This is a genomic window from Microbacterium sp. USHLN186, assembly GCF_037145155.1.
GTDB lineage: Bacteria > Actinomycetota > Actinomycetes > Actinomycetales > Microbacteriaceae > Microbacterium.
The window spans coordinates 155,880-170,178 of record NZ_JBBCYA010000003.1 but is presented as its reverse complement, the minus strand read 5'-3'; the positions used below and the strand labels follow the sequence as shown (position 1 = coordinate 170,178).

Here is a 14,299-nt window from a genome sequence, read left to right as displayed (position 1 = left end):
CGAGTCTATTCCGGGCATCCGACGTCGGGGGTACGCTCGAGGAGAGCGGAGGGACGGTGACTGCGATGATGACGCCGCTGACCGAGCAGGAGTGCATCGAACTGCTGCGGACGACCACGGTGGGCCGGATCGGATTCGTCGCCGACGGGCGGGTGCAGATCATCCCGGTCAACTTCCTCACCGACGGCCGCGACATCGTCATCCGCACCGATCCCGAGGGTCCGCTCAGTGCGCTGCCCTCGAGCCGCGAGCTGGTCGCATTCGAGGTCGACCACCACGAGAGCCTCGCCGCCACCGGCTGGAGCGTGCTCGTCAACGGGCCGGTCACCACCATGACCATGGCCGAGCTCGACGCGGTGCTGGGCGCGTCCACCCGGCGGCCGTGGGCCGAGGGCGATCGCTCGCTGCCGCTGCGGCTGTCATCGCAGCTGCTCACCGGGCGTCGCGTGCGCCGCCGCTCCTGAGCAGCGCCAGCCGGCCGATCAGGCGATGCGGGTGCCCGGTGGCAGACGGCGGGCAGGGGTGCGGGTGCGCGACCAGGCCCCCGCGAACAGCCCCGCGGCGATGAGCGCCTGCAGACCGAGCCCGACGAACCAGCTGGGCACCGAGTCCTTCGTCAGCTCCTCCGGGGTCTCGCCCGCCGAGAACCCGGGCTCGCAGGCGTCCCACCGCTCCCCCTCGGGGGTGCGCTGGGCCAGACGAACGCCGACCTTGATCTGGCCGAACATGTCCTGGGGATAGCCGTCGACGAAGGTCGTCGGGGTGGCGTCGGCGAGGACGACGAACGGGTTCGCGGCCAGGATGCCCCACACCAGGTCGAAGCGCGGCTGCTCGTAAGTGACCTCCTGCCACTGATCGCAGATCGGCTCGCCGGTCGTGTCGTCCCACGGCCGCTCGTAGTTCGTCACCGACGTGCGGATCGCCGCGCCACCGAGCCCGAAGGCGATCAGCGTGCCGATCACGAGCGCGGCGACGGCCAGGTAGGTCGCCGCGATCGAGAACAGCGGCCGGGCGATCAGGCCGCTCAGTCCCACCCCGATCGCGGCGACGAGGATGATCTCGGCCAGCAGCACGAGCAGCGACACGGCGAACATTCCCGCAGAGACGCCGCCGCCGAGGACGCCGATCGCGAGGAACGGCACGGAGATGAGCAGGAATGCGCATCCCGTGGCGACCGCAGCGAGCAGCTTGCCGAGCATGATGTCGCCGGTGGTGGCGGCGGTGACCTGGATCGGCGCGAGCGTCGCGGCTTCTCGATCGCCGTTGATGGCGTTGCCGCTCAGCGTCGGCGAGACCAGCACGACCAGCAGCAGCACGAAGTTCACGACGATCGAGAACACGCCCGCCCCGGGCATGTCGTTGCCCGAGAACACCAGGAACGACAGGGCCGTGATGCCGAGCAGCAGCAGGGCGAAGATGCCCAGCAGCACGTACCAGCCGACGCTGCGCAGGCGCTGCGTCAGCTCGAGGCGGGCGATGGTGACGATGCGCGAGATGCTCACGACGCGGCTCCGTCCTGGTACGTGGGCGGTGCCGGCGGCGTGGTCGGTGCCGGCGGGGCTGCCGGGGTGAGCGGAGCCGACGGATGCCGCAGGGCCAGGAAGGATTCCTCGAGTGCGCTCTGCGCCGGTGCGAACTCCAGCACCGCCAGCCCAGCGGCGACCATGCGGCGCAGCGCGTCGACGGCGGATGCCTCATCGGCGAGCGCCACCAGCGCATCGCCCCGGTCGATCCCGACCCGCTCCGGTGCCAGCTCCAGCGCCGCGGCGACGCGTACAGCAGGAGCCGGGGAGCCGGCGAGACGCACACGATAGGTGCGCGCGGCGGGCGCGGCTGACGGCGTCACCACCGATCCCGAGACGAGGAAGACGGTGTCGTCGACCACCTCCTCCAGCTCCGAGAGCACGTGGCTGGAGATGAGGATGGTCGTGCCCGCGGCGGCGAGACCGCGCAGCAGCACACGCAGCTGCACGCGGGCCTCCGGATCGAGACCGGATGCCGGCTCGTCGAGCAGCAGCACCCGCGGACGATGCACGAGGGCCCGAGCGAGACCGAGCTTCTGCTTCTGCCCGCGCGAGAGCACCCGCGCCGGCGCTGTGGCGAGCTCGGCGAGTCCCACCAGCGCCAGCAGCTCGTCCGCCCGAGCCGCGGCATCGGCGGTGCTCATGTCGTGCAGGCGCGCGGTGGTCACGATGCTCTCCCGCGCGGTGAGCGAGGGCCAGGCGCCCAGCGCATCCGGCATCCATCCGAGCACCTTGCGCACCGCTGCCGGGTCGCGCACGGGATCGGCGCCGTCGATGCTGATGCGCCCGCCGTCCGGCGCCAGCAGCGACGCCAGCATCAGCAGCAGCGTCGTCTTGCCCGCCCCGTTCGGTCCCACCAGACCGGTGATCCGCCCCGGTTCCGCACGGAAGGTGGCATCCACCACCGCGTGCACCCCGCCGAACGACCGCCGGACCCCCTCCGCGACCACACCCATCATGAGGCGAGCCTAGGGGGTTTCACCGAGCGAAGGCGAACGCGCGAGCGAAGGACGGATGGGCGTGCTTTCGTCCTTCCGCGGATGAATCGCCTTCCCCGGATGAATCCGCCTGGCGGACGCATCCCGCTCAACGGAAGAAAGCGACGCCGAGGTCCGGATGGTCGACGAACACGCCATCGAGACCGGTGTCGGCGATCGCCTGCCACTCCCCCTCGAAGTCCCCGAAGGCGGCCTTGCCGCCTCCGGTGCGGAACCGCCGGTCGAGGAAGGCGTTCTCGGGGCGGCACGTCCACGTGAACACGCGCAGACCGCGCGCATGCGCGTCCGCGACGAGCGTGCTCCCGGATGCCAGCAGCATCTTCTTGCTGACGCTGATGCCGTCCACGCGTCCGACGAGCCGGTCGAGCCCTGCGGGCGTGACCACGTCGGCATAGCGTGGGGCCGCGTCGCCCAGCGCCGCGACGAGGTCGTAGGGCGTGCCGGATGCCTCGATGAGGTACACGAAGGATGCCGCGATGCCGACGGTACGGAGGCGTTCGAGGATCGTCGATTCGAAGCATTCGATGATCAGCGGCAGCTCGCCGTCGGCCCAGCCGCCCGCGCGCAGATCCCGTTCGATGAGCGGCGCGAGGTCGAGCCCGATGCTCTGGAAGTAGGTGGCGTGCTTGATCTCGAGGACGATGCCGATCTCGCGCCCGTGCTCCTCGGATCCCGCACGCACCAGGTCGAGCAGATCGGTCAGTCGCAGGATCGGCTGGGCGTCGTCGAAGGTGGCGCTCGAGCGGCGGATCCGCGGCAGCCGCTCGCGCGTGCGCAGCGTCGCCAGCTCGTCCCAGGTGAAGTCCTCGGTGAACCACCCGGTCAGATCCGCGCCGTCGATGCGCTTTGTCGTGCGCCGGTCGGCGAACTCGGGATGATCGGCGACATCCGTGGTGCCCGAGATCTCGTTCTCGTGCCGCAGCACGAGCACGCCGTCCTTGGTGGCGACGACGTCCGGTTCGACCGCGTCGACGCCCATCGCGAGGGCGAGTTCGTACGAGGAGCGGCTGTGCTCCGGGCGGTACCCGGGGGCGCCGCGATGCCCGATGACGAGCGGTGATCTCCTGGGCACGCTTTCAGCGTAAAGCACCCTGTTCATAGGGTCGCGCGGCTATCGTTGAGGCAAGAGTTGACCGATCCCTCGGGAGTAGAGGCCACCATGAGCAATTTCGCATTCAACAACCCTGCTTTCCAGCAGCAGGACCCGCGCAAGGTCGCGACCTATCCCGGTGCGCCACAGGGCACGTACGCGCCCCCGCCCGCCCCGGGCGCCGCGCAGGCCGGCTCGTTCGCGCATCCCGGAATGGATGCCGCGGCGAACGCCCGCCTCGAGGGCATGTACGCCGCTCCCCCGGCCGGCGCTATCGAGACCGACCGGATGAGCGTCGAGGACACCGTCTGGAAGACCGCCGGCCTGTTCGGCATCCTCCTCGTCACCGCGCTCGTCGGCTGGATGTGGACGATGTCCGGCGCGCAGGCGACCGGCACCGCGAACATGCTGCCGTGGATCGTCGGCGCGCTCGGCGGCTTCGTGCTCGCCATGATCGTCACCTTCACATCGCGCAAGAAGGTGCGCCCCGCGCTGATCTTCGGCTACGCCGCGTTCGAGGGCCTCTTCGTCGGCGGCATCTCGGCGTTCTTCGAGCTGATCTGGCCCGGCGTCGTCGTGCAGGCCACGCTCGCGACGGTCGCCGTCGTCGGTGTCACCCTTGCCCTGTTCGCCAGCGGCAAGGTGCGCGCCTCGGCGAAGATGACCAAGGTCGTCCTCATCGCGATGGTCGGCTACCTGGTGTTCCAGGTGCTGAACCTCATTCTGATGGCGACCGGCGTGCTGAACTCCGAGCTCACCTTCGGCCTGTACAGCACCAAGGTGTTCGGCATCCCGCTCGGCGTCGTCATCGGCGTGCTGGTCGTGCTGATGGCGGCCTACTCCCTGGTGATGGACTTCGACCAGATCCAGCAGGGCGTGCGCAACGGCGCCCCGCGCAAGTACGGCTGGCTCGGCGCCTTCGGCATCATGGTCACCGTGGTGTGGCTGTACGTCGAGATCCTGCGCATCCTCGCGATCCTGCGTGGCAACAACTGATGCGGATCCGCTGAGCCGCACCGGTCTCGGAAAGGGTCGTCCTCCTCGGAGGGCGGCCCTTTTCGCTGTGCGGCGCGTTTTTTACCGCATCCGATGGCCGCGCACAAGGGGATGACCGAAATTCATAGCGATCGGGCAGGCTGGATGTACCCGGGAACCCCCGGCATCACTCAGAGAACGGAGACTCACATGGGCTTCCTCGGATTTCTTCTCCTCGGCCTCATCGCCGGTGCGATCGCGAAGCTGATCCTCCCCGGCAAGCAGGGTGGCGGCTGGATCGTGACCCTCCTGCTCGGCATCGTCGGCGCACTGCTCGGCGGCTGGATCGGAGGCATGCTGTTCGGCCGCGGACTCGAGGAGTTCTTCGACCTCGGCACCTGGCTGCTCGCGATCGGCGGCTCGATCATCGTGCTGCTGATCTACGGCCTCATCGTCGGCCGCGGCGACCGTCGCCGCGCCTGACCCTCAGCGCCCCAACGGACACGGCCGCTGCCCTCGGGCAGCGGCCGTGTTCGCGTCTGCAGGCGGGCCTGAGCGCGTGCAGGGAGCGTCGCCTGCACCCGCTGCCCGCACAACGAAGAAGGGGCCGCGCTCGCGGCCCCTTCTCTCACTCCCACTCGATGGTCGCCGGTGGCTTCGACGTGACGTCAAGCACCACTCGGTTGACCTCGCGCACCTCGTTGGTGATGCGGTTGGAGATGCGGGCGAGCACGTCGTACGGCAGGCGCGTCCAGTCGGCGGTCATGGCGTCCTCGCTGGAGACGGGGCGCAGCACGATCGGGTGACCGTAGGTGCGGCCATCGCCCTGCACGCCCACCGAGCGCACGTCGGCGAGCAGCACGACCGGGCATTGCCAGATGGTCTGGTCGAGGCCGGCCCTGGTGAGCTCCTCGCGGGCGATCGCGTCTGCTTCGCGCAGGATCTCGAGGCGCTCGAGCGTCACCTCGCCGATGATGCGGATGCCGAGGCCGGGACCGGGGAACGGCTGGCGGCCGACGATCGCCTCGGGGATGCCGAGCTCGCGGCCGATCGCACGGACCTCGTCCTTGAACAGCGCGCGCAGCGGCTCGACGAGCTCGAAGTCGAGGTCCTCCGGCAGGCCACCGACGTTGTGATGCGACTTGATGTTCGCCGTTCCGGCTCCGCCGCCGGACTCGACCACGTCGGGGTACAGGGTGCCCTGCACGAGGAACTTCACCGGGGCCCCGCCGGTGGCCTTCGCCTCTTCCACGAGGTCGCGCTGCACCTGCTCGAACGCACGGATGAACTCGCGGCCGATGATCTTGCGCTTGGTCTCGGGATCGGTCACCCCGGCGAGGTGGCCCAGGAAGGTGTCGACCGCATCGACGGTGATCAAGCGCACGCCGGTCGATTCGACGTAGTCCTTCTCGACCTGCTCCCGCTCGCCCTTGCGCAGCAGGCCGTGGTCGACGAACACGGCCGTCAGCTGATCGCCGATGGCCTTGTGCACGAGGGCGGTGGAGACCGCGGAGTCGACCCCACCGGAGAGGGCCGAGATGACACGGGCGTCGCCGACCTGCTCGCGGATGCGCTCGATCTGCTCGGCGATCACGTTGTCGCTGTTCCAGTCGGCGGGCAGGCCGGCGCCCTTGTGCAGGAAGTTCTCGATGATCGTCTGGCCGTGGTCGGAGTGCTTGACCTCGGGATGCCACTGCACGCCGTACATCCGGCGCTGCTCGTCGGCGAACGCGGCGACCTTGGTGGCGTTGGTGGTGGCGAGCACCTCGAAGCCCTCGGGCGCACGCGAGACCTGGTCTCCGTGGCTCATCCACACGTTCTGCTCAGCGGGCTGTCCGGCCAGCAGTGTGCTGTCGTTGTCGGGGATCTGCGCGTCGGTGGCGCCGTACTCGCGCAGGCCGGTGTTGGCCACCTCACCGCCGAGGGTCTGCGCCATGTACTGGAAGCCGTAGCAGATGCCGAGGGTGGGCACCCCGAGATCGAAGACGCCCGGGTCGAGCTTCGGCGCGCCGTCCTCGTACACCGAGGAGGGCCCGCCGGAGAGGATCAGCGCGACCGGGTTCTTCGCCGCGATCTCCTCCGCGGTCGCGGTGTGCGGCACGATCTCGCTGTAGACGCCCGCCTCGCGTACGCGGCGGGCGATGAGCTGGGCGTACTGCGCGCCGAAGTCGACGACGAGCGCGGGGCGCTGCTGGGTCTCGGTCTGCTCGGTCAACGGGCACCTTCCGGGGTGGTGTTCGCGGCGGCGGCGTCGGGTGACGACTCGGTCGCCTCGCGATGGGCGAGGTAGGCCTTCACGTCGCGCGCGACGCGCGTCTCCATGAAGAACGACAGCAGGGGCACGACGCCGCCGAGCGCGAGCAGGATGAATCGCGGGAACCGCCAGCGCATCAGGCTCCACATCCGGAAGCAGGCGAAGAGGTACACGACGTAGAACCAGCCGTGGGCGACGAGGATGCCGAGGGAGATGTTGAAGCCGTCGCCGGTGGACTCGAGTCCTTCGGCGGTCTCGACGACCTCGGCGAACCAGAGGAAGCCGCCGGATCCGCCGAGGAAGAGTTCGAGATGGATCGGCGTGTACTTCAGCACCATCTCGGTCACGAGCAGCAGTAGCATGACGCCGGTGATGATCGAGGCGATCTGATAGAACTTCAGCGCTCCGCGGATCGCCGGGAAGCTGGCGACTCTGGGCTCGGGCATGCCCTCCATTCTAGCCGTCGCCCCGACGGGCGCCGCCCGCCGGGGAAGGCGGGCACGGCGGGCGCGGCGAGGGCCGTCGGGGTCGATCCCGACGGCCCCCGCCACGTCACGGTGAGTGGGGTGTCACCACCATCCGCGCAACAGGTTCCAGATCCAGTCGACGATCTGCTCGACGATCGCCTTGACCCCGCCGGCACGGTTCACGTGCACGGTCGCGGTCGCGGCATCCCCGTCGGCCTGCGAGACGGCGAGCGTGTACTTGCCGGGCTGCGTGGCCTTGGGCACCGTGAGCGACGCGGCGAAGCTGCCGTCGTCGCCGACCACCACCGTGCCGAGTGCGATCGAGGTGCCCTTCTTCGGCTGCAGCTCGACCGTCACCGTCTCACCCGGCTCGAAGCCGGTGCCGCGGACGGCGAGCTTGCTCCCTGCGCTGACCTTCGACGAACCGAGCTCGATCGCGCCCTGGAACGGGCCGGGCTCGCCTCCCCCGTCGGCGACGAGGAACGGCAGCGTGACCGGGCCGCCGACGTTCGGCGTCGCGACCAGCGGCTGCCCCGCGGCGCCGTCGGGAACGGTGAACTCGAAGGTCGCCCGTCCTGCCTCGTCGAGCGTGTCGACCACTGCCGGGTCCACCGTCGCGGTGCCGAGCACCGTGTCACCGAGCGAGAACGACACCTCGGTCGGCTTCTGCTCGCTGGTGCTGAACGCGAGCGACGACAGCGCGACTGTCACCTGGTCGCCGACGCGGTACCCGTCGGCATCCGGGGCGGGGCTGAACGAGGCGCCGACGGCGCGCTGGGTCAGATCCGGCGTGGCAGTGCCGTTCTCCGAGAACCAGTCCACCATCGACTGCAGGTCGATCTTGCCGGTGTCCTTCTTCGCCGTGCCCTCGCGGAACGAGACGAAGTTGTCGCCGCCGGCGGCGAGGAACGAGTTCGCCACCACCGCGTACGACGCCTGCGAATCGATCGGTGCGCCGTTCAGCGTGATGGACGTGATCCGCTCCCCCTGCGCCGCGGTCGGGTCGTAGGTGTACGACAGCCCCTTCGAGACGCCGAGCTTGAGGAACGGACGGCTCGCGCCGGCCGGCTGCCACTGCTCTTCGAGCACCTTCTTCACCTGCGCACCCGTGAGCTGCAGCGTGACCAGCGTGTTGGCGAACGGCTGCACCGTCGCCGCTTCGCGGTAGGTCACGTTGCCGTCGGGGTCGCCGGCCCCGCTCGATGCGTACGTGAGGTTGGCGCGGATGCCGCCCGGGTTCATCAGCGCGATGTCCGCGCCGGTGGCCCACTGCTGCACATCCGCGACGAAGTTGCCGATCGTCGACTCCCCGCCGCGGTTCTCGGTCTTGCCGTCGCTCTGACGTGCGCGGTTGAAGTCGGCGGTGATGTCGCCCACCTTGACCGCGCCGAGCACGTCGGCCTCGGCCTTGGCCTCGTCGACGATCGCCTGCACGCCGGGCACCGCCGGGTAGTTCGCGACCCACTTGTCGTCGACCTTGCTGGCCAGCGGGCGGATCTCGTTCTTGATCGACAGCAGCTCCTTCGAGTCGCGGTCGACCTGCAGGTTCATCACGCCGAGGTTCTCGCCGTATTGACCGGCTGAGACGACCGGTCGCCCGTCGATCACGTGGTTGTAGGCGAGGTGAGTGTGCGCCGAGACGATGGCATCCACGTCCCCGTCGACGCCGTAGACGATCTCGCCCAGCGGGGTGTCAGGGGTGATGCTGTCGAGCTCGACCGTGGTCGCGCCCTCGTGCACCAGCAGGATCACCACATCGGCCTCGCCGTTGGCGGGGTCGCCGTCGCGCAGGTCGTCGGCCACCGCGTTCACGGAGTCGACGATGCTGCGCACCTCGAGATCCGCGATGCCGTCCGGAGAGACGAGCGAGGGCAGGTCCTCGGTGACGGCACCGACGAACCCGACCCGCACTCCGTCGAGCTCCTTCACCCAGGCCGGGGCCAGCGCGGGCTGTCCGGTCTCGGTGAGGAAGACGTTGGCGGCGATGTACTCCCAGTCCGCGCGGTCCTGCACGCGGTCGCGCAGATCCACCCAGCCCTGGTCGAACTCGTGGTTGCCCGCCGCGCTCACGTCGAGGCCCGCGAGGTTGAGCGCGTCGATGGTCGGCTCGTCGTTCTGGATGAACGAGGTGAACGTCGACGCGCCGATCAGGTCGCCCGCGGCGGCGAAGATCGTGTTCGGGTTCTCCTTCCGCACCTGGGCGACGGCGCCGGCGAGCACCGCGGCTCCCGCGCTGGCGCCGTCGGCCTCGATGCGCCCGTGGAAGTCGTTGATCGTGGCGATGTCGATGCTCACCGGTGGCACGGTCGACGAGACTCCGACGAGGATCGGGTCGTGGTCGCTCGAACGGAAGGGCGTGCCAGTTTCGGTCGCGCCGTAGGCGTAGCCGCGGTCGCTCCACTCGGGCGAGTTGATCGTCCAGGCATCGGCGCCGGTGATCGACGGCGCCAGCGAGGGCGAGGCGATCACGTGGTCGAGCGAGCCGAGCTCACCGTCGAAGGTGTAGGTGTAACTGCCCGGCGAGTGCGCGGGAACGGTGTCGACCCAGCCCTTCGAGGTGAACACGTCGATCGGGTCCTCATGCCCGTAGGCGTTGAAGTCGCCGATCAGCAGCATGTCGCCGCCGTGCGTCTTCTTCAGCCGCTCGGTGAACGCCAGCAGCGATTCCGCCTGCTTCACGCGGTCTGCGTTGAAGAACCCCTGTCCGTCGGCCGGCTGCGTGCCGCTGCCCGACTTCGACTTGAAGTGGTTGGCGACGACGGTGACCGTGCGCCCGTCGGCGTCGAACGCCTGAGCGATGGGCTCACGTGCGTTGCCCCACACGGTCTCGTCGTCGATCGTCTCGGCTGCGCCTTCCGGCGTGACCTCGGCGGGCTTGTAGATGATCGCGTTGGTGATGAAGTCGGTGGTCGCCGCGTTCTGCAGCGACTTCGGCGTGGGCACGTAGTCCCACACGCCCGCCCCGGCTGCCGCGTTGAGCCCGTCGACCAGGTCGGCGAGCGCGGTGTCGGCGGGATCTCCGAGCTTGACCGAGTTCTCGATCTCCATCAGCGACACCACGTCGGCGTCGAGGCGGTTGATCGCCGCCACGATCTTCGACTTCTGGATGGCGAACTCCGCTGCGGTCTTCGCCCCACGAGCGTCGGGGTTCTCGCTGGTCAGCGTGGTGAAGTAGTTGTAGACGTTGAACGACGCGATCTTCACGTCGCCGCCCACGGAGGGCACCTCGGGGCGCGGGTTCTTCGACGTGAAGGCGAGCTTCTCATCGGCGGGCGAGCCACTGTCCAGCGGCTTCACCGGCTGCAGACGCCAGTCGTCGAACCCGTACTGCAGCACCATGCCCTTGCCGCCGAAGTCCACCGCGTCGCCGTTGCGCACCACGACGTCCTTGGTGAAGTACGGCTGGTCGTTCGGGTGGTCCTTGTTGGACACCTGGATGCTGTAGCCGTCGTCGAGCAGGATCCGGTCGGCGCGGTTCGCCGCGGCGATGGCATCCGCCTCTGGCCCGGGCCGCTCGAGCTCGGTGCCCTTCACGTTCAGCTCACCCGGGTTCAGCCACAGCGTGCCGTAGGTGAACAGCTGGTGGCTGGAGGCGACGAGGTACTCGCCGGTGGGCAGCACGAGCATGCTCTCGTACGCCTCACGCGCGGAGCCCACCACATCCGTGGGCAGCGGCGTGGGCTCGGGCGCTCCGACGCCCGCGGTGACGAGCGTGACACCGGATGCCGCTGCCGGCGCGATCTGGGTCTGGTTGAAGTACTCGTCCACGACACCCGTGACCGACACGAGGTCGCCGATCTCGCCCGGCACGCTCTTGCCGTCGAGGAAGACGAACACGCCGTCCGAGGCGCCGGGCGTCTTGTCCTCCGCGCCGCCGGAACCGGCGGTCTGGATCACGATGCCCTTGTATCCGCCCGTGCGGTAGTCGGCGGTGATGACTCCTTCCACGGTGACGGTCCTGCCCTTGTACGGCGAGACGTCGGTCGTGCCCTGCACCTCGGCGATGCTGAGCTTCTCACCGGGTTCGGTACCCGGGTCTGTGGGATCGGGGTCGGTGCCGCCGCCCTGGCTGCCGGAGTTGGTGGGCGTGATGGCGGCCGACAGGGTGAAGTCCGCGTTGTTGACGTCGGTGTCCTTGCCGTCGGTGCGGTTCAGGGACTTGACGTCGGTGTTGCCCGCGGGTGCCCCGGCGGTCGCACCTTCGAAGGTGTTCGACTTGCCGTACCCGAGCAGGTCGATGATGCCGTCGGCGCCGGCCGCGTCGCCGACCGGCAGGGTGGCAGCGGTGGTGCCCTGCACGAGCGCGATCGTGCCGGTCGTGCCGCTGGGCGTCAGCGTGCTGGTCTGGTCGGGCGTGGGCAGGTCGGCGCCGGCAGTGCCGTTGCTGTTCGCCTGCACGAGGAAGTAGCCGCCGGCCTTGATGGTGCCCTTGAGCGCGACGAAGCTGTTGGACGCGCCCGTGCCCGTCGCCGAGCGGTACTGCAGCGACATCCCGTCGAGGACGACATCCTTGTCGGTCGGGTTGTACAGCTCGATGAATTTGTTCTTGAACGCGGCGCCGGCGCTGCCGCCGGACAGGTAGGCCTCATTGATGACGACACCGGTGCCGGCGGTGTTCGCGAAGGCGGGAGCGGCGATGAGCGAACCCATGCTCATCGTGAAGGCGGTCGTCAGCGCGAGCGCCGCAATGCGCCCCCGCTTCCTGTGCAGTGCGATGGGAACCTTCCGGTTCCCGTCAGCGGGGGTGGACATCATGGACGCTGTCTCCTCGGTCAGGATGGGCCGGCGGACCTCGTGGGGCCACCGCCGCGTGCACGAGAGGCGCACGCATGACAGTGACCATAGGCCCGACCGCCGACATCCGGCAAGAGGATTCGAACGCTCTTCACCTGCCGGCCACCGCCGCGTCGCTCAGCCGCGGGCGTCCTCGAACTCCTCCACCTCGCGCTCCCACGCGTCGCGGGCGAGGCGGTACCAGAGATAGAACGCGAAACCGGCGAAGATCGCCCACTCGGCGGCGTAGAAGATGTTCAGCCAGTTGATCGGCGAAGTCGTCTCGGGGGCCGGCGAGTGGATGTCGACCAGGCCCTGCGGGGCGTCGAGGGATGCCAGGAACGGGCGGTACACGTCCAGCTGGGCGATGTCGTGCCAGCGGCCGAGCAGCGCGGCCGGAGACATCCGCGTCAGCTCGTGCACGTCATCGCCGGGGGGAAGCTCAACGCCCTCGTCGTCGATCAGCCGCCCGGTCAGAGACACCTCGACCGCGCCCTGGCGGGTGAGGGCGGCGGCGACGGCATCCGCCTTCTCGCGCGTCGGCGCCCAGCCGAGCGCGACAGCGAGGGAGGTGCGCTCGGCGACCCGCAGCTGCCCGGTGACCCAGTAGCCCTCCGCACCGTCGTTGAAGCGCGACGAGATGACGATGAAGTCCTCGGGTACCCAGGTGCCGCGCGCGGTCACCTTCTGCCCGCCCAGCGGTTCAGGCAGGTACTGCCCGGGCTGGACAACCTCGTCGAGGGGACGCACCTGCTCGGTCGCGCCCGGCGGCAGCGGATCGGTGTCGACCGCGCGGGAGAGCTGCCACTGCCCGAGCCACGCGAACACTCCGGCGACGACGAGGCACAGCACGAGCACGCCGATCCACCGTCCCCGGAGCATCACCTCGCGCAGCGTGGGCGGGAACTGCGGTGCCGCGACCGGCTGCGGGGCGGTCATCCCAGCTCGTAGGGGGCGAGCACGACCTCGACCCGCTGGAACTCCTTCAGGTCGGAGTATCCGGTGGTCGCCATCGACTTTCGCAGCGCGCCGATGAGGTTCGCCGTGCCGTCGGCGACCGGGGCGGGGCCGAAGAGGATCTGCTCGAGGTCGGCCACGCGCTCGACGGCGACGCGCCGCCCGCGGGGCAGTTCGGGGTGGTGCGCCTCGGCGCCCCAGTGGAAGCCCTGACCGGGCGCGTCCGTCGCGCGCGACAGCGCGACGCCCAGCATCACGGCATCCGCTCCCATCGCGAGCGCCTTGACCATGTCTCCCGACGTGCCCACGCCGCCGTCGGCGATCACGTGCACGTAGCGGCCGCCCGACTCGTCGAGGTAGTCGCGGCGCGCGGCGGCGACGTCCGAGACGGCCGTCGCCATCGGGGCGTGGATGCCGAGGGTGACGCGCGTGGTGGACGCCGCTCCCCCGCCGAAGCCGACGAGCACGCCTGCAGCTCCCGTGCGCATGAGGTGCAGCGCGGCCGTGTACGTGGAGGCACCGCCGACGATGACCGGGACGTCGAGGTCGTAGATGAACTTCTTCAGGTTCAGCGGCTCGAGCGCGCTGGAGACGTGCTCGGCCGACACGGTGGTGCCGCGGATCACGAACAGGTCGACGCCCGCGGCGACGACGGTCTCGTACAGCTCCTGGGTGCGCTGCGGCGTGAGCGATCCGGCGACGGTGACCCCGGCCTCGCGGATCTCGGCGATGCGCCGGGTCACCAGCTCGGGCTTGATCGGCTCGGCATACAGCTGCTGCATGCGCACGGTCGCTCGCTCGGCGGGCAGCGCGGCGATCTCGTCGAGCATGGGCTGCGGGTCGTCGTAGCGCGTCCACAGGCCCTCGAGATCGAGCACGCCCAGACCGCCCAGCTTGCCGAGCGCGATGGCTGTCGCCGGGCTGACCACCGAGTCCATCGGTGCTCCCAGCACGGGGATGTCGAACGAGAACGCGTCGATCGTCCAGGTCGTCGACACGTCGGCGGGGTTGCGGGTGCGCCGCGACGGGACCACCGCGATGTCGTCGAACGTGTACGCGCGACGCGCGCGCTTGCCTCGGCCGATCTCGATGTCCATGCTCACTCGTCCAGCCTACCCGGGAGGTGTGCGGAGTTCCGTGGGCCAGGCCGGGTGGGGCCCGCCGCCCGTGTTTTCATCCGCCGGTGTTTTCATCCGGCGACGGAGAACGCGCGAGGGAAGGATGCTTGCGGCGGGCGTCCTTCCCTCGGTGGATCACCTTCC

The 14,299-nt window shown here is 69.7% G+C and carries 11 protein-coding genes; 3 read left to right on the top strand and 8 right to left on the bottom strand.

Features of this window, described 5'->3' with window-relative positions:
- Window positions 1–65: 65 nt before the first annotated feature.
- A complete protein-coding gene (locus tag WFG93_RS08245) occupies window positions 66–464 on the top strand; it encodes a pyridoxamine 5'-phosphate oxidase family protein (protein WP_336646055.1) in 399 nt (132 codons plus the stop codon).
- Between the two features lie 18 nt (window positions 465–482).
- On the opposite strand, the gene WFG93_RS08240 is transcribed toward WFG93_RS08245, so the two are convergent.
- From WFG93_RS08240 to WFG93_RS08230, 3 genes are all read right to left on the bottom strand, one after another.
- Complete coding sequence (locus tag WFG93_RS08240) at window positions 483–1,502, bottom strand: ABC transporter permease (protein WP_336645853.1); 1,020 nt, start codon at window positions 1,500–1,502, stop codon at window positions 483–485.
- Window positions 1,499–2,482, bottom strand: a complete 984-nt coding sequence (locus WFG93_RS08235; RefSeq protein WP_336645852.1) for an ABC transporter ATP-binding protein — start codon at window positions 2,480–2,482, stop codon at window positions 1,499–1,501. The genes WFG93_RS08240 and WFG93_RS08235 overlap by 4 nt, the downstream gene beginning before the upstream one ends.
- 127 nt (window positions 2,483–2,609) lie before the next feature.
- Window positions 2,610–3,593 carry a glycerophosphodiester phosphodiesterase family protein gene (locus WFG93_RS08230; RefSeq protein ID WP_336645851.1) on the bottom strand — a complete coding sequence of 328 codons (984 nt, stop codon included), beginning with the start codon at window positions 3,591–3,593 and terminating at the stop codon, window positions 2,610–2,612.
- A gap of 87 nt (window positions 3,594–3,680) precedes the next feature.
- Between WFG93_RS08230 and WFG93_RS08225 the strand changes: the two genes are divergently transcribed.
- A complete protein-coding gene (locus WFG93_RS08225; RefSeq protein ID WP_336645850.1) occupies window positions 3,681–4,607 on the top strand; it encodes a Bax inhibitor-1/YccA family protein in 927 nt (308 codons plus the stop codon).
- A gap of 189 nt (window positions 4,608–4,796) precedes the next feature.
- A complete protein-coding gene (locus WFG93_RS08220; RefSeq protein WP_336645849.1) occupies window positions 4,797–5,069 on the top strand; it encodes a GlsB/YeaQ/YmgE family stress response membrane protein in 273 nt (90 codons plus the stop codon).
- A gap of 145 nt (window positions 5,070–5,214) precedes the next feature.
- Here the strand turns inward: WFG93_RS08220 and guaA are convergent, their stop codons facing one another.
- From guaA to WFG93_RS08195, 5 genes are all read right to left on the bottom strand, one after another.
- Window positions 5,215–6,801: a glutamine-hydrolyzing GMP synthase gene (gene guaA, locus WFG93_RS08215; RefSeq protein ID WP_336645848.1), complete on the bottom strand. Its 1,587-nt coding sequence runs from the start codon at window positions 6,799–6,801 to the stop codon at window positions 5,215–5,217.
- Window positions 6,798–7,286, bottom strand: coding sequence for a DUF3817 domain-containing protein (locus WFG93_RS08210; protein ID WP_336645847.1), 489 nt, complete (start codon window positions 7,284–7,286; stop codon window positions 6,798–6,800). Before WFG93_RS08210 ends, guaA begins: the two co-directional genes overlap by 4 nt.
- A 123-nt stretch (window positions 7,287–7,409) precedes the next feature.
- Entirely contained in the window at window positions 7,410–12,062 is a 4,653-nt protein-coding gene (locus WFG93_RS08205) for an ExeM/NucH family extracellular endonuclease (RefSeq protein WP_336645846.1), read from the bottom strand.
- A gap of 156 nt (window positions 12,063–12,218) precedes the next feature.
- Window positions 12,219–13,019, bottom strand: coding sequence for an SURF1 family protein (locus WFG93_RS08200; protein ID WP_336645845.1), 801 nt, complete (start codon window positions 13,017–13,019; stop codon window positions 12,219–12,221).
- Complete coding sequence (locus WFG93_RS08195) at window positions 13,016–14,134, bottom strand: GuaB3 family IMP dehydrogenase-related protein (RefSeq protein WP_336646054.1); 1,119 nt, start codon at window positions 14,132–14,134, stop codon at window positions 13,016–13,018. Before WFG93_RS08195 ends, WFG93_RS08200 begins: the two co-directional genes overlap by 4 nt.
- Between the last annotated feature and the right edge of the window lie 165 nt (window positions 14,135–14,299).